Below are 17756 nucleotides of genomic sequence, written 5' to 3'. Positions count from 1 at the left end.
CGCCGGGCGGCGATCCGACGTGACTCACTCGCCGCCGACGCAGGTCTGGGTCGACACCGGTTCGGTGTCGCCGATCCGGGCTAGCTGGTTCGACACCTCCTCGGCGGTCATCACGAACCCGGTGTCGGCGTCGTCAACCGCCGCACCGAACACCACGCCGAGCACCCGGCCCTCCATGTCGATCATGGGGCCACCGGAATTGCCTTGTTGCACAGTGCCTCTGATCGTGTAGACCCGGCGGGTGACGGTGGCGGTGCGGTAGATGTCGGGGCCCTCGAGGTTGATCGTGTCGCGGACCCGGGCCGGGGTGGCCTCAAAGACCCCACCGCCGGGATAGCCCAGCACCAGCGCATCGGTGTCGGGCTCGGCCGGCGACGGCGCGAACGGCAACGGCGGCAACGGCAGGTCCGGCACCGCCAGAATCGAGATGTCTTCCTTGGGGTCGAAGGAGATCACCGTGGCGTCGTAGGACTTGGTGCCGCTCTCCACCGACACACTGTCCGACCCGGCCACCACGTGCGCGTTCGTCATCACCCGGTTGGGCGAGATCACAAAACCGGTGCCCTCCAACACTTTCTGGCAGTTGGGTGCCACGCCGCGGATCCGCAGCACACTCGGCGCGGTCGCCTCGACCACCGGGCTGGCCGCCAACCCGGGATCCGGCGCGTCCACCGCGGCGATCGGGGTGCGGTTGAACGGTTCCAGTACGGCGGGCAGCCCGGAGTCGTCGAGCACCGCCGACAACCGTCGCGGCACGTTCTTGAGCCAGCCCGGCGCCAGGTCGTCGACCTGGCGCAGTACTCGCGAGTCGTTGACCGCGGCGGCCAGGCTCGGCTGATCGGACGCGGTGAGCGGGGTGGCCAGCAGCCAGGCGGCGATCAGCACCACGACCAGTTGCAGCACCACGCCGACGACGGAGTCCAGTCCCCGGACGCCGGGGCTGCGGATCGCTCCGCGCACCGCCCGGCCCAGCACCACGCCGGCGACCTCACCGATGACGACCATCGCCAGGATCAGGAACAGCGCGGCGAACAGCTTGAGCCGGGCACCGGCGACGTGCTCGATCAGGTGCGGGGCCAGCAGCACCCCGGCCATCGCGCCGAGCGCCACGCCGACGAAGGACAGCAGCGAGCCGAGCGCGCCGGAGCGCCAGCCCGACACTGCGGCAACGAAGGCGATCGCCAGCACGGCGATGTCGAGCCACTGCGACGACGTCATATCCCGCCTTCTCCTCCAACCAGGGCCATCGCCTCGTCCAGCCCGCGCACCTCGGTCTCGTCCCAGGGTTGCGCCCAGCCGGCCACGTCCAACATCGCCGAGATCACCTGGGCGGTGAACCCCCAGACCAGCATCTCGTTGAGCCGAAACGCCGGCATGGCCCACCGCCGGCTGCGCGCATCACGGTAAACCATCAACCGGTTCTCGGGGTTGATGAACGCCCGGACCGGAACCCGTGCCACCACCGCGGTCTCGGCCGGATCCATGACGCTGACGGGCCCGGGATCCTCCGAGTAGGCCAGCACCGGCACCACCTGGAACCCCGAGGGCGCGATGAAGACCTTCTGCAGCACCGCCAGCGGGTGCACCCGGTGCGGGTCGATCCCGGTCTCCTCGTTGGCCTCTCGCAGCGCGGTGGCCACCGGCCCGGAATCGCCGGGATCGACGGCCCCGCCCGGGAACGCGGCCTGGCCGGCGTGGTGGCGCAGCGTCGAGGCCCGCACCGTGACCAGCAGGTCAGCCGATTCCGGTAGGTCGCCCGGCCGCTCCGCCGGCGGACCGGAGAACAGCACCAGCACCGCCGCATCGCGCCCGTGCCCGGTGATGTCGGCCGCAGCGTCGGCCGCGGTGACCATGCTGCGGATGTCGGCGGGCAGCCGGCGTTGGTAGGCGTTGGGCATCTCGTCGGTCTTGTCGATCAGCGGGCGCAGCCAGGGCGGGGCCGGAGACCGGGAATCGCCAGCGTTCACCGCGTCTCCCTCTGTGCCCGATCCCGATCGCCGCACCTCAACGCCCACTGCCCCCGACGGCGGCGGCGATCTCATCGGCAGTGGCGAAGGACTGCGGCAGGATGCGGGCAACGCTACCGTCCACGGCGAGCACCACGGTCGCGGGCATCACGTTGGGCACCCGCAACGCCGCCGCCACCTGGCGCCGGCCGTCCTGCAGCGTGGGCAGCCGCACGCCCAGCTCGGTCAGCAACGCCAACCCGGCGGCCTGGTTGTCGTCTTGGTGCACCGTCACCACGGTGACGTCCGGTCCGGCGCGGCGCTGGTATTCGGCGAAGGCGGGCAACTCGTCGCGGCACGGCCGGCACCAGTAGGCCCACAGGTTCAGCACCACCCGGTGGCCGGCGAACATGGCGGCCACGTCGACGGGCGCACCGTCGGCCGCGCATTCCACCGTGACGCCGCGCAGCGCCGCGGGGCCGGTCCCTTCGGCTGCATCCCGGCACGGCGGCAGGCCGGCGCGCTCCCGCAGGACGGTGAGGTCTTGCGCCACCGCGGGCGCGGGCATGCCGCGGTCCGGCCGCACCGGTTCACGGCGCAGCTCGATCAGCAGTGCGGCGACCAATGCGGCCGCCACCGCCGCCACCGCCAGGGTCCACCAGGTCGACCTGCTCATCGGCCGCATCCGCGCCTGGCCGCTACAGCCCGGCCAGGGCCAGCAGGTGCTCGGTCTCGGGACCTTTGACCAGCGCGGCGGCCTCCAGCCGGTCGGTGGGTCCCAGCCCGAACGAGGGGCAGTCCTTGGCCAGCACGCACACCCCGCAGGCCGGTTTGCGGGAATGACAGACGCGGCGGCCGTGGAAGATCACCCGGTGGGACAGCAGCGTCCATTCCTTGCGTTCGATCAGTTCGCCGACCGCGTGCTCGACCTTGACCGGATCCTCCTCGGCGGTCCAGCCCCAGCGCCGCACCAGGCGACCGAAGTGCGTGTCGACGGTGATGCCCGGTATCCCGAACGCATTTCCCAGGATCACGTTGGCGGTCTTGCGGCCCACCCCGGGCAGCCGCACCAGATCGTCCATCGTGGCCGGCAGTTCGCCGTCGTAGCGTTCGACCAGCGCCTGCCCCAGCTTGATCAGCGACGTGGTCTTGTTGCGGTAGAAGCCGGTGGGCCGGATCAGTTCCTCCAACTCGGCCCGGTCGGCCTGTGCGTAGTCCAGCGCGGCCGGGTAGCGGGCGAACAGCGCCGGCGTCGTGAGGTTCACCCGCACGTCGGTGCATTGGGCCGACAGCACCGTCGCCACGGCCAGCTCCAGCGGCGTGGTGAAGTCCAACTCGCAGTGGGCATCCGGAAATGCCTGCGCCAGAGTCCGATTCATTCGGCGGGCACGCCGCACCAGCCCGATCCGGGTCTCCGTCCGCGCCGTGCGGGCGGTTGGGGATGTCCTGTCCACTGTCACCTCCGACAGGGTACTAATTTGTGACCGCAATGAGACCTTGCCCAGGTTTACTGTCACGTTGTGTCCTGGCTGCTGATCACCGCCATACCCGCGTTGCTGATGCTGGCAGCGGTCGGGCTGGAGCGCATTGAGACCGGGTTGGGCGAGGTCGAGGCGACGAATCCGCAGTTTCCCCGGACTCGGCAGGCCAATCGTGTGTAGCGTTGGCCCAACGCTTGACTCCTGGCTCTAGACTCAGATGGCTGGCCCGGTAAAGGCTGGCGTTTGCGCGTTTCAAACCTTCATTCAAGAACATCTAAGGGGCAACGTGGACGAGATCCTGGCGAGGGCCGGAATCTTCCAGGGAGTTGAGCCCAGCGCCGTCGCCGCGCTGACCAAGCAGCTTCAGCCCGTGGACTTTCCGCGCGGACACACCGTGTTCGCCGAAGGGGAGCCCGGCGATCGGCTGTACATCATCGTCTCCGGGAAAGTGAAGATCGGCCGGCGGTCGCCCGACGGCCGGGAGAACCTGCTGACCATCATGGGGCCGTCGGACATGTTCGGGGAGTTGTCGATCTTCGACCCCGGCCCGCGGACCTCCAGCGCGACCACCATCACCGAGGTGCGGGCCGTCTCGATGGACCGCGACGCACTGCGGTCGTGGATCTCCGACCGTCCCGAGATCGCCGAGCAGCTGCTGCGGGTGCTGGCCCGCCGGCTGCGCCGCACCAACAACAACCTCGCCGACCTGATCTTCACCGACGTGCCCGGCCGAGTCGCCAAGCAGCTGCTGCAGCTGGCGCAGCGGTTCGGCACCCAGGAGGGCGGGGCGCTGCGGGTCACCCACGACCTGACCCAGGAGGAGATCGCCCAGCTGGTGGGGGCCTCGCGCGAGACGGTGAACAAGGCGCTGGCCGACTTCGCCCACCGCGGCTGGATCCGGCTGGAGGGCAAGAGCGTGCTGATCTCCGACTCCGAGCGGCTGGCTCGCCGAGCCCGCTAGCTTTCTCGCGAGGCTGGGGGTACCTCCCGCTCGCGAGGCTGTAGTTGGCGTGGCGCCTACTCGCACTTCTTCGCGTTAACTACAGCTTCGACGCTATAGCGCCCGCAGGTAGTCCAGCTGGGCCTGCACCGACCATTCGGCGGCGTCCCACAACTCCTCGTCGACGTCGGTGTAGACGTGTTCGACGACCTGGCGTGTGGTGGCGTCCTCGCCCAGTGCGGTCAGCGCCGAACGCACCTGATCGAGTCGCTGCTCGCGGTGCGCGAGATATCCGGCGGCCACCGCGTCGATGTTCGGCAGCTCCGGCCCGTGCCCGGGCAGCACCGTGCGCCCGCCCAGGCCGCGCAGCCGGTGCAGGGAGTCCAGGTAGTGCGCCAGGTCGCCGTCTTCGGTGTCGATGACGGTGGTGCCCCGGCCCAGCACGGTGTCGGCGGTCAGCACGGCATCGTCCAGCACGAACGACAGCGAGTCCGCGGTGTGCCCGGGAGTGGCGAACACCGTGATCCGCAGACCCGCGGCATCGATCACCTGGCCGTCGACCAAGCCGCCGCCGAGCCGGCGCTGGAATCCGCTGCCCGCCGAGTACACCGGCACCCCGAGCGAGTCGGCCAGCTTGTCGATGCCGTCGGTGTGGTCGAAGTGCCGGTGGCTGATCAGTACCAGCGCGACCTTGCCCAGCTCGGCGAGCCGGCCGATGTGCTCGTCGTCGTCCGGGCCGGGGTCGACGATCACCACCTCATCGCTGCGCGGCCCCCGCAGCACCCAGGTGTTGGTGCCCTCCAAGGTCATCAGGCCGGGGTTGTCGGCCAGCAGCACCGACGCGGTCTCGGTGACCGGTCGCAGCCGACCGTAGGCGGGATGACTCAGCGACACGCTTATCCGATTGCTGACCTGATCTCGACGATCAACTCGACTTCGACGGGCGCATTCAGCGGCAACTCCGAGACCCCGACGGCCGAGCGGGCATGCGCACCGGCCTCCCCGAACACCTCGCCGAGCAACTCGGAGGCCCCGTTGACCACGCCGGGCTGGCCGTTGAAGTTCGGCGCCGACGCCACGAACCCGACCACCTTGACCACCCGGGTCACCGCGTCGAGTCCGACGAGGGCGTCGACGGCGGCCAGCGCGTTGAGCGCACAGATCCGGGCCAGCGCGTGCCCGTCCTCCGGGCTGACCTCGGCGCCGACCTTGCCGCTGCGGGTCAGCTTGCCCGCGGCCATCGGCAGTTGACCGGAGGTGTAGACCAGGTCGCCGGTCCGCACCGCCGGAACGTAGGCCGCCAACGGTGCCGCGGTCTCGGGCAGCTCGATCCCGAGTTCGGTCAGCCGCGCCCGCCAGCTCATTTCGGGCGCTTCAGGAAGGCGATGAGCTGTTCACCCGACGGCCCGGGGAGCACCGAGACCAGCTCCCAGCCGTCCTCGCCCCACTGGTCGAGAATCTGCTTGGTGGCGTGCGTGATCAGCGGGACGGTGGCGTACTCCCACACGGTGCGTTCGCTCATAGCAGCGAGCTTATCGCTAGCCCGGACAAGCGCTTGGTTAGCATGCAGTGGTGACAGCCACACCGGGGAAGGACGGCGCGCACGCGTCGACAGGCACGAGTCCCATCGGCTGGCCTTCGCGATTGACGAAGGCACGGCTACATTTCGTGACCGGTAAGGGCGGTACCGGCAAGTCGACGGTGGCCGCCGCGCTGGCGCTGGCGCTGGCGGCCGGTGGGCGCCGGGTACTGCTGGTGGAAGTCGAAGAGCGCCAAGGGATCGCGCAACTCTTCGACGTGCCACCGCTGCCGATCGACCCGCTCAAGGTCGCGACCGCCGAAGATGGCGGACAGGTCGATGCGCTGGCGATGGACATCGAGGCCGCGTTCCTGGAATACCTCGACCTGTTCTACAACCTGGGCATCGCCGGCCGGGCCATGAAGCGCGTCGGGGCGGTCGAGTTCGCCACCACCATCGCCCCGGGCCTGCGCGACGTCATCCTCACCGGCAAGATCAAGTACCACGTGATCCAGACCGACAAGAACAAGAAGCCGGTCTACGACGCGATCGTGGTGGACGCGCCGCCGACCGGCCGGATCGCCCGGTTCCTCGACGTCACCAAGGCGGTGTCACAGCTGGCCAAGGGCGGCCCGGTGCACTCGCAGGCCGACGGCGTGGTGCAGCTGCTGCACTCCGATGCGACCGCGATCCACCTGGTGACGCTGCTGGAGGCCTTGCCGATGCAGGAGACCCTCGAGGCGATCGACGAGCTGCGGGAGCTGGATTTGCCGATCGGCAGCGTGATCGTCAACCGCGACATCCCCGCACATCTGGATCCCGACGACCTGACCAAGGCCGCCGAGGGCGTCGTCGACGCCGACGCGGTCCGCGCCGGCCTGACCGCGGCCGGCATCACGCTGACCGACGACGACTTCGCCGGCCTGCTGACCGAGACCATCCAGCACGCCACCCGCATCAGCGCCCGGACCGAGACGGCCGAGCAGCTGGAGCAGCTGGACGTGCCGCGGCTGCACCTGCCGACGATCACCGACGGGGTCGACCTCGGCAGCCTTTATGAGCTCTCCGAGATTCTCGGCCGACAGGGGGTCCGATGACACCGGATACGACCGGCAAGCCGGCGGCGCTGGACATGGCCGCCATCCTGGCCGACACCGCCAACCGGGTGGTGGTGTGCTGCGGCGCCGGCGGCGTCGGCAAGACCACCACCGCCGCCGCGATGGCACTGCGTGCCGCCGAATACGGCCGCACCGTGGTGGTGCTGACCATCGACCCGGCCCGGCGGCTGGCGCAGGCGCTGGGCATCGACGATCTGGGCAACACCCCGCAGCGGGTGCCGCTGGGACCGGAGGTTCCCGGCGAGCTGCACGCGATGATGCTGGACATGCGCCGCACCTTCGACGAGATGGTGGTCCAGTACTCCGGCGATGAGCGGGCGGAGGCGATCCTGAGCAACCAGTTCTACCAAACGGTCGCCACCTCGCTGTCCGGCACGCAGGAGTACATGGCGATGGAGAAGCTCGGCCAGCTGCTCGCCGAGGACCGCTGGGATCTGGTGGTGGTCGACACCCCGCCGTCCCGCAACGCCCTGGACTTCCTGGACGCGCCGAAGCGGCTGGGCAGCTTCATGGACAGCCGGCTGTGGAAGCTGTTGCTGGGGCCCGGGCGCGGCATCGGCAAGCTGGTGGCGGGTGCGCTCGGCTTGGCGATGAAGGCGCTGTCAACCGTGCTCGGTTCGCAGATGCTCTCCGATGCGGCCAATTTCGTTCAGTCCCTGGACGCCACCTTCGGTGGATTCCGGGAGAAGGCCGACCGCACCTATGACCTGCTCAAGCGCCGTGGCACCCAGTTCGTGGTGGTGTCAGCTGCCGAGCCCGACGCGCTGCGTGAGGCGTCGTTCTTCGTCGACCGGCTCTCCACCGAGCACATGCCGCTGGCGGGGCTGGTCCTCAACCGGACCCATCCGATGCTGTGCGAGCTGCCCATCGAGCGCGCCATCGACGGCATCGAAACGCTGCAGGAAGCCCCGGGCGAGACGGTGTCCGACGGGGCGAAGGCGCTGGCCACCGCGGCACTGCGGATTCACGCCGAACGTGGTGCCACCGCCAAGCGTGAGGTCCGGCTGCTGTCGCGCTTCACCCGGGCGAACCCGCGGGTTCCCATCGTCGGGGTGCCGTCGCTACCGTTCGATGTCTCCGACCTGGAGGCACTGAGCGCCATCGCCGACCAACTGACGGCGAAGTAGCCGCAAAGAAGACTCAGCCGCGTTTCAGCCGGCCTCAACCAGCATCGCGCTGTTTGCGCTGGGCGGCGAAGTAGTCGCGCCAGGAGGCCACCTCGGGGTGCTGTTTGAGCAGCGCCCGCCGTTGCCGCTCGGTCATGCCGCCCCACACGCCGAACTCGACCCGGTTGTCCAGGGCGTCGGCCAGGCATTCCAGCACCACCGGGCAGTGCCGGCAGATCACCGCGGCCTTGCGCTGTGCCGCACCGCGTACGAAGAGCTCATCGGGGTCGGCGCTGCGACACAGTGCCTTGGAGACCCAGGCGATCCTGCTCTCGTCCTGCACGCCGCGCAGGACCGTTCGGGACGCCGGTGTCGCCGGTGGGTTGGTCTTTTGAACCGCTGGCCGTGTAAGAGACACTGACGATCCTCCGTCCCGGCCGCCCCAGCAGCCACCTATTCAGCACCTTCGATATCAACGTCGACCACCATTGCGATCTACGCCACATCGTGTCATGAGTGTTACCTGAATCGCACCCGATGTCCAAGTTAGGTGGTCAGGTGGGGTTCGCGCAACTGGTAGATGCCCCCTTTTTTGGGACAACCGTGCCGTCCGATCATGATCTGCACGGTTACCGGGCGCCACGACCGGTCTGGGCCCGGCGTTTTCCCGGCGGCGCAGACAGGCCTCGGATCCGGCGTTCGCCCCCGCCCGCCGGGGTCTGCCGGGGACTTCGGTCAGCGCCCCCGGCCACCGGCGTTAGGGTGTTAGCCATGTCGGAGCGTCCCCCGACCGGCCCAACCGTGCTCAAACTGGCCGGGTGTTGTTTGCTCGCCGCTGTGCTGCTCGCGGCGCTGCTGTTCCCGGTCGCCGGGGGTATCGGCCTGATGTCCAACCGCGCCTCCGACGTGGTCGCCAACGGCTCGGCCCAGTTGGTGGGCGGCGACGTGCCGGCGGTGACGACGATGGTCGACGCCAAGGGCAACACGATCGCCTGGTTGTACTCCCAGCGCCGGTTCGAGGTTCCCAGCGACAAGATCGCCGACACCATGAAGCTGGCGATCGTCTCCATCGAGGACAAGCGGTTCGCCGAGCACAGTGGCGTCGATTGGAAGGGCACGCTGACCGGGCTGGCTGGCTACGCCTCCGGCGACCTCGACACCCGTGGCGGGTCCACCCTCGAGCAGCAGTACATCAAGAACTACCAACTGCTGGTGCTGGCCCAGACCGATGCCGAGAAGCGCGCCGCGATCGAGACCACCCCGGCGCGCAAGCTCCGCGAGATCCGGATGGCGCTCACCCTGGACCGCACCTTTACCAAACCGCAGATCCTGACCCGCTACCTGAACCTGGTGTCGTTCGGCAACAACTCCTTCGGCATCCAGGACGCCGCCCAGACCTATTTCGGCGTCGACGCCGCGGACCTGAACTGGCAACAGTCGGCGATGCTGGCCGGGATGGTGCAGTCGACCAGCGCGCTGAACCCCTACACCAATCCCGAGGGTGCGCTGACACGCCGGAACCTGGTGCTGGACACCATGATCGAGAACCTTCCCGACCAGGCCGACGCGCTGCGCGCGGCCAAGGAAGAACCGCTGGGCATCCTGCCGCAGCCCAACGAGTTGCCGCGAGGCTGCATCGCGGCCGGCGACCGGGCGTTCTTCTGCGACTACGTGCAGGAGTACCTGGCGCGGGCCGGCATCAGCAAGGAGCAGGTGGCCCGCGGTGGTTACGTCATCCACACCACGCTGGACCCGGACGTGCAGGGCTCGGTCAAGCAGGCGATCGACAGTTTCGCCAACCCGAACGTGCAGGGCATCGCCAGCGTGATGAGCGTGATCAAGCCCGGCCCCGACGCGCATCCGGTGCTGGCGATGGCCAGCAACCGCACCTACGGACTGAACGGCGACATCGGCGAAACCATGCGCCCGCAGCCGTTCTCACTGGTCGGTGACGGCGCCGGGTCGATCTTCAAGACGTTCACGGTTGCCGCCGCACTCGAGATGGGCATGGGAATCAGCGCCGAACTCGAGGTGCCGGGCCGGTTCCAGACCAAGGGCATGGGCAGCGGCGGCGCCAAGGGCTGCCCCAAGGAGACCTGGTGCGTGGTGAACGTCGCCCCCTACCGGTCGCCGATGAACGTCTCCACCGCACTGGCCACCTCGCCCAACACCGCGTTCGCCAAACTGATCTCGCAGGTCGGGGTGGGGCGCGCCGTCGACATGGCGATCAAGCTGGGGCTGCGTTCCTACGCCGATCCCGGTACCGCCCGCGACTACGACCCGGACAGCAACGAGAGCCTGGCCGACTTCGTCAAGCGGCAGAACCTGGGGTCGTTCACGCTGGGCCCGATCGAGGTCAACGCGCTGGAGCTGTCCAATGTCGCCGCCACCCTGGCCTCCGGCGGTGTCTGGTGCCCGCCGAACCCGATCGACAAGGTCTTCGACCGCGACGGCAACGAGATGGCCGTCACCACCGAGACCTGTGAACGGGTGGTTCCCGAAGGCCTGGCCAACACGCTGGCCAACGCGTTGAGCAAAGACATCGCCGGCGGCGGCACCGCAGCACCGGCGGCGGGTTCGGTTGGCTGGGATCTGCCGATGGCCGGAAAGACCGGAACCACCGAGGCGCACCGGTCGTCGGGCTTTCTGGGTTTCACCAACCAGTACGCGGCGGCCAACTACATCTTCGACGACTCCAGCTCACCGTCGGACCTGTGCTCGTTCCCGCTGCGGCACTGCGGGGACGGCGACCTCTACGGCGGCAACGAGCCGGCCCGGACCTGGTTCGCCGCGATGAAGCCGATCGCCACCGACTTCGGTGACGTCGTCATGCCGCCGACCGATCCCCGCTACGTCGACGGCGGCCCCAACTCGCGGGTGCCCAGCGTCGTCGGCCTGGACGTCGACGCCGCACGCCAGCGGCTCAAAGAAGTCGGGTTCCAGGTCGCCGAACAACCGAACTGGGTCAACAGCAGCGCCCGCTCCGGAGCCGTGGTGGGCACCTCGCCGAGCGGACAGACCATTCCCGGCTCCATCGTGACCATCGAGGTCAGCAACGGCATCCCGCCGCCACCTCCGCCGCCGCCGGAGGGCCTGCCGCCACCGGTGGGCTCGACGGTGGTGGAGATTCCCGGGTTGCCGCCGATCACCATTCCGCTGCTGCCGCCGCCGGCGCCGGGGCAGCCGTTGCCGCCGTAACCGCGGAGCCGCTGTCGAGGCGCAGTATTCTGAAACGCATGGCTCCATCACCCGCTCTGACCCGTTCCCTGGTCGCCGCATCGGCTGCGCTCGGACCGGCGGCCCTGGCCATCGGCTACGGCGCGATCATCGAACGCAACGCCTTCGTGTTGCGCGAGGCGACGATGCCGGTGCTGGCGCCGGGTTCGTCACCGCTGCGGGTGCTGCACATCAGTGACATCCACATGCGGCCCGGCCAGCGCCGCAAGCAGGCGTGGTTGCGCGAGCTGGTCCGGCTGGAACCGGACCTGGTGGTCAACACCGGCGACAACCTGGCCCACCCGAAGGCGGTGCCGGCGGTGGTGCAGGCGCTCGGTGACCTGCTCTCGGTGCCCGGCGTGTTCGTCTTCGGCAGCAACGACTACTTCGGGCCGCGGCTGAAGAACCCGGCGAAGTACCTGACCAAGCCGACGCATCGCGTCTACGGCACTCCGCTGCCGTGGCAGGACCTGCGGGCGGCGTTCACCGAGCGGGGCTGGCTGGACCTGACCCACAACCGTCGGGAGTTCGACGTGGCCGGGCAGCGGATCGCCGCGGCCGGTGTCGACGACCCGCACATCGAACGGGACCGCTACGACACCATCGCCGGCCCGGCCGACCCGACCGCCACGCTGCGGCTGGGGCTCACCCACTCGCCGGAGCCGCGGGTGCTGGACCGCTTCGCCGCCGACGGCTACCAACTGGTGATGGCCGGCCACACCCATGGCGGGCAGTTGTGCCTGCCGTTCTACGGCGCGCTGGTGACCAACTGCGGCCTGGACCGCTCGCGTGCCAAGGGACCGTCGCAGTGGGGTGCCCACCTGCGCCTGCACGTCTCGGCCGGTATCGGCACCTCACCGTTCGCGCCGGTGCGCTTCGCGTGCCGCCCGGAGGCAACCCTGCTGACCCTGGTGCCCGCGCCCACCGGCGGCGATGACTCGCGGCTCACTCGCGGCTCCTGGGAGCCGTCCGTGTCGGCTCGTTGACCGGGCGGGTTGCCGACCACGGCCATCCACGCCGCTGGGCCGACAACGCGATCCAGCTGATCGAGGCCGACGCCCGGCGCAGCGCCGACACCCACCTACTGCGCTACCCGCTGCCGTCGGCGTGGGCCGCCGACGTTGACGTGGCGCTGTATCTCAAGGACGAAACCACCCACATCACCGGCAGCCTCAAGCATCGGCTGGCGCGCTCGCTGTTCTTGTACGGATTGTGCAACGGCCGGATCGCCGAGGGCACCACGGTGGTGGAGGCGTCCTCGGGGTCGACGGCGGTGTCCGAGGCCTACTTCGCGGCCCTGCTGGGCCTGCCGTTCGTCGCGGTGATGCCGGCCTCGACCAGCGCATCGAAGGTGGCACTGATCGAGACGCAGGGCGGGCGCTGCCATTTCGTGGCACATCCGGCTGACGTGTACGCCGAAGCGGAGCGGATCGCCGCCGACACCGGCGGGCACTACCTTGATCAGTTCACCAACGCCGAACGGGCCACCGACTGGCGCGGCAACAACAACATCGCCGAGTCGATCTTTCAGCAGATGCGCGAGGAGGCGCACCCGATCCCGGACTGGATCGTGGTCGGGGCCGGTACCGGCGGCACCAGTGCGACGATCGGGCGCTACATCCGGTATCGCCGCCACGCCACCCGGCTCTGCGTGGTCGACCCGGAGCATTCGGCGTTCTACCCGGCCTACGAGCAGTGCCGGTATGACCTGGAGATCGAGGAGTCGTCGCGTATCGAGGGCATCGGGCGGCCGCGGGTGGAGCCGTCGTTCCTGCCGGATGTGGTGGATCGGATGGTCGCGGTCCCGGACGCGGCCTCGGTGGCCGCGGCGCGTCATGTCAGCGCGGTCCTGGGCCGGCGGGTGGGTGCCTCCACCGGGACCAACGTCTGGGGTGCGTTCGGGTTGCTGTCGGAGATGGTCGCCGACGGGCGCAGCGGATCGGTCGTGACCTTGCTGGCCGACAGCGGCGACCGCTACGCCGACACCTACTTCAGCGACGATTGGCTGGCACAGCAGGGACTGGACCCGACGGGGGCCGCGGCGGTGCTGTCGGAGTTCGAGCGGTCCTGCCGCTTCGCGTTCGAGTGAGTCTGTTCGTCGGCGTTGTCGGGGTTGGTGGCCACCAGCCACAGCGCAGCCAGCGTGAAGAACCCCGCATACACCGCCCCGCCCAACAGCGTCATAATCTGACTCCCTTGCACAGCGTTAGTTATTAGCCAGTCTGCCTAGTTTTGGCGGCGTTTGCAGCTTCCCGCGCCGGATTGTGGGGCGTTTCATGCTGCGTCGGCGGAGTGACCTGTGTCCCGCAATCGGCTTCTGGGCAGTGCGTTTGGGTAGCTACCGGGGCGGTGCGATACGCTGTCGTGGCTTCACACGGGGTGTGGCGCAGCTTGGTAGCGTGCTTCGTTCGGGACGAAGAGGTCGTGGGTTCGAATCCCGCCACCCCGACAGTAGAAACCCGCTCTCACCTGGCCGAACAGGAGGGGCGGGTTTTTTGCCGCTGCTCGCGGGCAACGCGGGCAAACGACGCGCGTCCCATTCCCGCCCGTGCCCGCGCTTGCGGCCAGGCCGCCATGGATCTCAGCCGGCGGTGCTTCAACGCTTCCGAATACGGGCATACGTCCTCGTGGTTGCGCCGATTCACGGTTTGAAAGGGAGACTCCTTCATGGGTCTGGATTTATCGCCAGCGAACCCGCGTCCTGGACAACGCAAAAGAGTGGGTCGACGAGCACGGGATACCCCCGCCGGGTACGTAGGTTCACGTCGGCGGCAACTGGAACCACACACCGCCACCGCGACTCATGTTGTTGCAGTTTTCTGCCTCGGCCCGCCGGTCATGCCGCAGGAAACGCAGCGACGGGTGGCGGTGCCTAGCGCCGACCGGGTCCGCCTGGGCCGGCGCCGACCGGTCCAGGGCCGACCGGGCCAGGGCCGGCCGGGCCAACAACACCGCCAGGTCCCACGGGACCGCCAACGCCGACGCCGGCGGGTCCAGCGGGTCCGATGAACGGATGCGGGTCGATGCCCCCGGGCTCGCATTGATTTGTCTCGGTGTTGAAGTACATGCCGTAGCCACAGCCATCGACGGGATAGGCCCCGCTGACAGCGGGTGACGCGAGTCCGGTCAGCGATACTGATGTCGCGACAACGGCGAACATGGTGGCTCGGCGCCGCAGCAATCGGCTCATTGCCGTCTCATTTCTGTTGTCAGCTGAGCACTGATAAGGGTGTCAACCCGTCCACCATAAGCGCGCGTAACCGGTTTCACCGGTGGCTGAGTCGAATAGGTTCCAGCCGGGCAGCGTTGCTCGTATCGGACTGGCGGGGATCCGCGCCCACTTCATCGCTGAAATCAAAGACTCGGATGACTGGTCGGGTGTGGCCATGCTCTGACCGTCACCTACCGCAACGACAACCCGCCACGAGCACTCACTTCAGGATCTGCAGCCGCCACTCACGCAATATCGGCTCGATCATCACGAAATAGGTGGTGTTGTCGTCGCCCTCGGGGCCGCCCGTCAGTATTCCCGCGGCGCTGATGGTGCCGTCGGGGTTCGTCACGAAACCCGGGCTGCCGCTGTCGCCCTCGCTGCTGTACAGATTCGTCACCACCAGGTTGCCGGCGACCTCGGTCACGGCCCCGCACGTCTCCCCGGTCCGCGAACCCACCTTGCAGAACGGCATGCCGACGTGGATCTGGCCGGGACTCAACACATCCCGGATGGGGTAGCGGCCGTCGACGCCACCGTTGGGCGGGGGCGTTCCCGGGCGCAGCCGGATGATGGCCGCGTCGCGGTCGTCGCCGTTGTTCTCGCTGGCGAAGATCGGGCCCAGTGGCGCGGCCGCGGCGTCAGTCCATTCCGAGCCGTCGCCGGAATCGCAGTGCCCGCTGGTGAACATGAAGTAGTCGCCGTGACGGTTCTGGGCGGCGAAGCCGGCAGTGCAGACGCTGTTGTCGTTGCCCACTTCCATGCCGGCCGTCGGATTGGCGGGCGCCGTGTCGGCGAACGCCACGCCGACCGCCGCGAGCGCGGCCGTGAGCAGGCTCGGCTTCCACATGTCACGCAACCCCGGGACCACCCGGTGATGTTAGCCCGGGGTTGACCGCCCGAGACCGGAATCACGGGCCATCACCTTTTTCCGGCCGGTTCAACCATTCGCGCCCAGCTTGGTGCGCGTCGACTCCCCGCTGAGCCCCCGCGCGGTGTTGACCAGCCCCACCATCGAGAACGCCTGCGGCGTATTGCCAACCTGGCGCCCGGATTCGGTGTCGTACTCCTCGCTGAGCAAGCCGACGTCGTTGCGCAGGCCCAGCAGTCGCTCGAACAGCGCCCGCGCCTCGTCGCGCCGGCCGATGCCGTGCAGCGCGTCGGCGAGCCAGAACGTGCACACCAGAAACGCCCCCTCGGTGCCGGGCAGTCCGTCGACGGATCCCTCGGAGGTGTCGTAACGCCGCAGGAATCCGTCGCTGGACAACTCCCGCTGGACCGCCTCGACGGTTCCCACCACCCGCGGGTCATCCCACGGCAGGAATCCCACCCGGGGGATCAGCAGCAGCGCCGAATCCAGTCCCGCCGAACCGTAGTACTGGGTGAACGTGCCACGCTCGGTGTCGAAGCCGTGCTCGCAGACGTCGGCGTGAATCGCACTCGCCAGTGCCCGCCACCGGTCGACCGGGCCTTCGCGTCCGTGGTTCTGCACCGCGTGCACCGCGCGGTCGACCCCGGCCCACGCCATCACCTTGGAGTGCACGAAATGGCGTTGTGGGCCACGGACTTCCCACAGGCTGGCGTCGGGAGAGTCCCAGTGGCCTTCGAGGAAGTCCAGCAGCGCGCGCTGGATGTCCCAGGCGGTGTCCTCGCACTCCAGGCCGGAGTCCAGCGCCAGGTTCAGCCCGTCGAGCACCTCACCCCACACGTCGAGCTGGAACTGGCCCGCGGCCTCGTTGCCGGTCCGCACCGGCGTCGAACCCTCGTATCCCGACAGCCAATCCAGCATCTGCTCGGGCAGCCGGCGAGTGCCGTCCAGGCCGTACATGATCTGCAGCTTGGCCGGATCGCCGGCCACGGCGCGCACCAGCCATTCCCGCCACGCTTTGGCTTCGGCGATGTAGCCGGTGCCCAGCAGCGCTTGCAGGGTGAAGGTGGCGTCACGCAGCCAGCAGTACCGGTAATCCCAATTTCGCACGCCGCCAATGCATTCCGGAAGCGATGTGGTGGCTGCCGCGACGATCCCGCCGGTCGGGGCGTAGGTGAGCGCCTTGAGGGTGATCACCGCGCGGCGCACCGCGTCGGCCCACCGGCCACGGTAGGAGCACTGGTCGATCCAGTTCTGCCAGAACGACTCGGTTTTGCCCAGTGCCCGCACGGCCTCGGACCGCACGGTATCCGGCAGCAGGTGCGACGGGGTGTGGGTCAGCACGAACGGCACCTGCTCGCCGGCGGACACCTCGAACTCCGCGACGGTGGTCATGTTCTCGCCACGCATTCCGACCGGACTGGACAGACAAACGGTGTCCGGACCCGCCACCGCGATCAGCCCGTCGTCGCTGCGGCGCATCCAGGGCACCACGTTGCCGTAGTCGAACCGGATCACCAGGTCCATGCGCATCGGCACCCGCCCGGACACCCCTTCGACGATCCGGACGACATCGGCGCTCTTCCCGCGCGGCGGCATGAAGTCGGTGACCCGCACCGTGCCCCCCGGGGTGTCCCATTCGCTGTCGACGATCAGCGTGTCGCCGCGATAGCCGCGCCGGGTGGCCGGGCCGCCGCCGGCCGGGGCGATGCGCCAGTAGCCGGCGGATTCGTCATGCAGCAGCGCCGCAAAACAGGCCGGGGAGTCGAACCGGGGCAGGCACAGCCAGTCGATGCCGCCGTCGCGGCCCAGCAACGCCGCGGTGTGCAGGTCACCGAGCAGTGCGTAGTCCTCGATCAGCGCTGATGCCATCGGCTACTAGAGGCGTTCCTTCACCGCGGCCGACAGCCGGGAACCGTCGGCCTTGCCCGCCGCGATCGCGGTGGCTGCCTTCATCACCAGACCCATGTGCTTCATGTGCGGCCGCTCCCCGATCTGTTCGGCCACCTGCGCCAGTGCGGTGTCGACGACGTCGGCCAGTTCGGCCTCGTTGAGCGGCTCGGGCAGGTACTCGGCGATGATCCGGGCCTCGGCGTGTTCCTCGGCGGCGAGTTCACCGCGCCCGTTCTCGGTGTAGATGGCGGCGGACTCCGCCCGCTTGCGGGCCTCGCGGGTCAGCACCTTGAGCACGTCGTCGTCGGTCAACTCGCGGGCTTGCTTGCCGGAGACCTCTTCGGACTGGATCGCGGCAAGCAGCATCCGCAAGGTTGCGGTACGCAGCTTGTCCTGCGCCTTCATCGCTTCGGTCAGGTCCGCCCGCAACCGGGATTTGAGTTCCGCCATGCCGCATA

The 17756-nt window shown here is 68.9% G+C and carries 18 protein-coding genes and 1 tRNA gene; 8 read left to right on the top strand and 11 right to left on the bottom strand.

The features are described 5' to 3' along the window. Positions 1-24 precede the first annotated feature (24 nt). The 4 genes from marP to nth form a co-directional block, all read right to left on the bottom strand. Positions 25-1218 (bottom strand): acid resistance serine protease MarP, encoded by a 1194-nt coding sequence (gene marP / locus AWC24_RS13425; RefSeq protein ID WP_085085618.1) that lies wholly within the window; start codon positions 1216-1218, stop codon positions 25-27. Beyond that, positions 1215-1898, bottom strand: coding sequence for an NUDIX hydrolase (locus tag AWC24_RS13420; RefSeq protein ID WP_234807374.1), 684 nt, complete (start codon positions 1896-1898; stop codon positions 1215-1217). Before AWC24_RS13420 ends, marP begins: the two co-directional genes overlap by 4 nt. A gap of 106 nt (positions 1899-2004) precedes the next feature. Next, positions 2005-2622 carry a TlpA family protein disulfide reductase gene (locus tag AWC24_RS13415; protein ID WP_085085761.1) on the bottom strand — a complete coding sequence of 206 codons (618 nt, stop codon included), beginning with the start codon at positions 2620-2622 and terminating at the stop codon, positions 2005-2007. Between the two features lie 22 nt (positions 2623-2644). Then, positions 2645-3325: an endonuclease III gene (nth, locus tag AWC24_RS13410; RefSeq protein WP_407663455.1), complete on the bottom strand. Its 681-nt coding sequence runs from the start codon at positions 3323-3325 to the stop codon at positions 2645-2647. A 141-nt stretch (positions 3326-3466) separates the two neighbouring features. On the opposite strand from nth, the gene AWC24_RS22520 reads away from it, so the two are divergent. Together AWC24_RS22520 and crp are read left to right on the top strand one after the other, a co-directional pair. After that, on the top strand, positions 3467-3607 hold the full coding sequence (locus tag AWC24_RS22520; protein WP_165757743.1) for a hypothetical protein: 141 nt from the start codon (positions 3467-3469) through the stop codon (positions 3605-3607). Between the two features lie 106 nt (positions 3608-3713). After that, on the top strand, positions 3714-4388 hold the full coding sequence (gene crp / locus AWC24_RS13405) for a cAMP-activated global transcriptional regulator CRP (protein WP_013830875.1): 675 nt from the start codon (positions 3714-3716) through the stop codon (positions 4386-4388). 93 nt (positions 4389-4481) lie between these two features. On the opposite strand, the gene AWC24_RS13400 is transcribed toward crp, so the two are convergent. From AWC24_RS13400 to sp36, 3 genes are read right to left on the bottom strand one after another with little or no spacing between them, the layout of a single operon-like run. Then, complete coding sequence (locus AWC24_RS13400) at positions 4482-5261, bottom strand: MBL fold metallo-hydrolase (RefSeq protein WP_085085612.1); 780 nt, start codon at positions 5259-5261, stop codon at positions 4482-4484. A 2-nt stretch (positions 5262-5263) separates the two neighbouring features. Continuing rightward, positions 5264-5731 (bottom strand): RidA family protein, encoded by a 468-nt coding sequence (locus AWC24_RS13395; protein WP_085085610.1) that lies wholly within the window; start codon positions 5729-5731, stop codon positions 5264-5266. Next, positions 5728-5889 (bottom strand): Sp36 family protein, encoded by a 162-nt coding sequence (sp36, locus tag AWC24_RS21870; protein WP_109560444.1) that lies wholly within the window; start codon positions 5887-5889, stop codon positions 5728-5730. Before sp36 ends, AWC24_RS13395 begins: the two co-directional genes overlap by 4 nt. A gap of 50 nt (positions 5890-5939) precedes the next feature. On the opposite strand from sp36, the gene bagA reads away from it, so the two are divergent. Next, positions 5940-6983, top strand: coding sequence for an ATPase BagA (bagA, locus tag AWC24_RS13390; RefSeq protein ID WP_085085759.1), 1044 nt, complete (start codon positions 5940-5942; stop codon positions 6981-6983). Continuing rightward, positions 6980-8131, top strand: a complete 1152-nt coding sequence (gene bagB / locus AWC24_RS13385) for an ATPase BagB (protein ID WP_085085608.1) — start codon at positions 6980-6982, stop codon at positions 8129-8131. The genes bagA and bagB overlap by 4 nt, the downstream gene beginning before the upstream one ends. Before the next feature lie 34 nt (positions 8132-8165). On the opposite strand, the gene AWC24_RS13380 is transcribed toward bagB, so the two are convergent. Then, positions 8166-8528, bottom strand: a complete 363-nt coding sequence (locus AWC24_RS13380) for a WhiB family transcriptional regulator (protein ID WP_085085606.1) — start codon at positions 8526-8528, stop codon at positions 8166-8168. A 353-nt stretch (positions 8529-8881) separates the two neighbouring features. Here AWC24_RS13380 and ponA2 point away from each other — a divergent pair, with 353 nt between their 5' ends. The 4 genes from ponA2 to AWC24_RS13360 all read left to right on the top strand — a co-directional run bounded on the left by ponA2 (position 8882) and on the right by AWC24_RS13360 (position 13775). Next, a complete protein-coding gene (gene ponA2, locus AWC24_RS13375; RefSeq protein ID WP_085085604.1) occupies positions 8882-11308 on the top strand; it encodes a transglycosylase/D,D-transpeptidase PonA2 in 2427 nt (808 codons plus the stop codon). 38 nt (positions 11309-11346) lie between these two features. Continuing rightward, positions 11347-12312: a metallophosphoesterase gene (locus tag AWC24_RS13370; protein WP_085085602.1), complete on the top strand. Its 966-nt coding sequence runs from the start codon at positions 11347-11349 to the stop codon at positions 12310-12312. Beyond that, positions 12309-13415, top strand: coding sequence for an L-cysteine desulfhydrase Cds1 (gene cds1 / locus AWC24_RS13365; protein ID WP_085085600.1), 1107 nt, complete (start codon positions 12309-12311; stop codon positions 13413-13415). Before AWC24_RS13370 ends, cds1 begins: the two co-directional genes overlap by 4 nt. A gap of 286 nt (positions 13416-13701) precedes the next feature. After that, positions 13702-13775 (top strand) — tRNA-Pro (locus AWC24_RS13360). A gap of 982 nt (positions 13776-14757) precedes the next feature. Here AWC24_RS13360 and AWC24_RS13350 read toward each other — a convergent pair. From AWC24_RS13350 to AWC24_RS13340, 3 genes are all read right to left on the bottom strand, one after another. Then, complete coding sequence (locus AWC24_RS13350; protein WP_085085596.1) at positions 14758-15387, bottom strand: S1 family peptidase; 630 nt, start codon at positions 15385-15387, stop codon at positions 14758-14760. 90 nt (positions 15388-15477) lie between these two features. After that, positions 15478-17277: a glycoside hydrolase family 15 protein gene (locus AWC24_RS13345; protein WP_085085594.1), complete on the bottom strand. Its 1800-nt coding sequence runs from the start codon at positions 17275-17277 to the stop codon at positions 15478-15480. 6 nt (positions 17278-17283) lie between these two features. Beyond that, a complete protein-coding gene (locus AWC24_RS13340) occupies positions 17284-17748 on the bottom strand; it encodes a GatB/YqeY domain-containing protein (RefSeq protein WP_085085592.1) in 465 nt (154 codons plus the stop codon). Between the last annotated feature and the right edge of the window lie 8 nt (positions 17749-17756).

Origin of the sequence: Mycolicibacter senuensis (assembly GCF_002101885.1) — a bacterium.
In the GTDB taxonomy this organism is placed as follows: Bacteria; Actinomycetota; Actinomycetes; order Mycobacteriales; family Mycobacteriaceae; genus Mycobacterium; species Mycobacterium senuense.
The sequence above is the reverse complement of the archived record's forward strand: the minus strand, read 5'-3'. Positions and strand labels throughout refer to the sequence as shown.

What these genes read in the sequence shown, in the direction of transcription:
- AWC24_RS13370 (WP_085085602.1), top strand. Translation starts at nt 11,347, where the DNA reads ATGGCTCCATCACCCGCTCTGACCCGTTCCCTGGTCGCCGCATCGGCT.
- sp36 (WP_109560444.1), bottom strand. Translation starts at nt 5,889, where the DNA reads ATGAGCGAACGCACCGTGTGGGAGTACGCCACCGTCCCGCTGATCACG.
- AWC24_RS13395 (WP_085085610.1), bottom strand. Translation starts at nt 5,731, where the DNA reads ATGAGCTGGCGGGCGCGGCTGACCGAACTCGGGATCGAGCTGCCCGAG.
- AWC24_RS13345 (WP_085085594.1), bottom strand. Translation starts at nt 17,277, where the DNA reads ATGGCATCAGCGCTGATCGAGGACTACGCACTGCTCGGTGACCTGCAC.
- bagB (WP_085085608.1), top strand. Translation starts at nt 6,980, where the DNA reads ATGACACCGGATACGACCGGCAAGCCGGCGGCGCTGGACATGGCCGCC.
- AWC24_RS13420 (WP_234807374.1), bottom strand. Translation starts at nt 1,898, where the DNA reads ATGCCCAACGCCTACCAACGCCGGCTGCCCGCCGACATCCGCAGCATG.
- nth (WP_407663455.1), bottom strand. Translation starts at nt 3,325, where the DNA reads ATGAATCGGACTCTGGCGCAGGCATTTCCGGATGCCCACTGCGAGTTG.
- AWC24_RS13350 (WP_085085596.1), bottom strand. Translation starts at nt 15,387, where the DNA reads ATGTGGAAGCCGAGCCTGCTCACGGCCGCGCTCGCGGCGGTCGGCGTG.
- ponA2 (WP_085085604.1), top strand. Translation starts at nt 8,882, where the DNA reads ATGTCGGAGCGTCCCCCGACCGGCCCAACCGTGCTCAAACTGGCCGGG.
- AWC24_RS13340 (WP_085085592.1), bottom strand. Translation starts at nt 17,748, where the DNA reads ATGGCGGAACTCAAATCCCGGTTGCGGGCGGACCTGACCGAAGCGATG.
- AWC24_RS13415 (WP_085085761.1), bottom strand. Translation starts at nt 2,622, where the DNA reads ATGAGCAGGTCGACCTGGTGGACCCTGGCGGTGGCGGCGGTGGCGGCC.
- marP (WP_085085618.1), bottom strand. Translation starts at nt 1,218, where the DNA reads ATGACGTCGTCGCAGTGGCTCGACATCGCCGTGCTGGCGATCGCCTTC.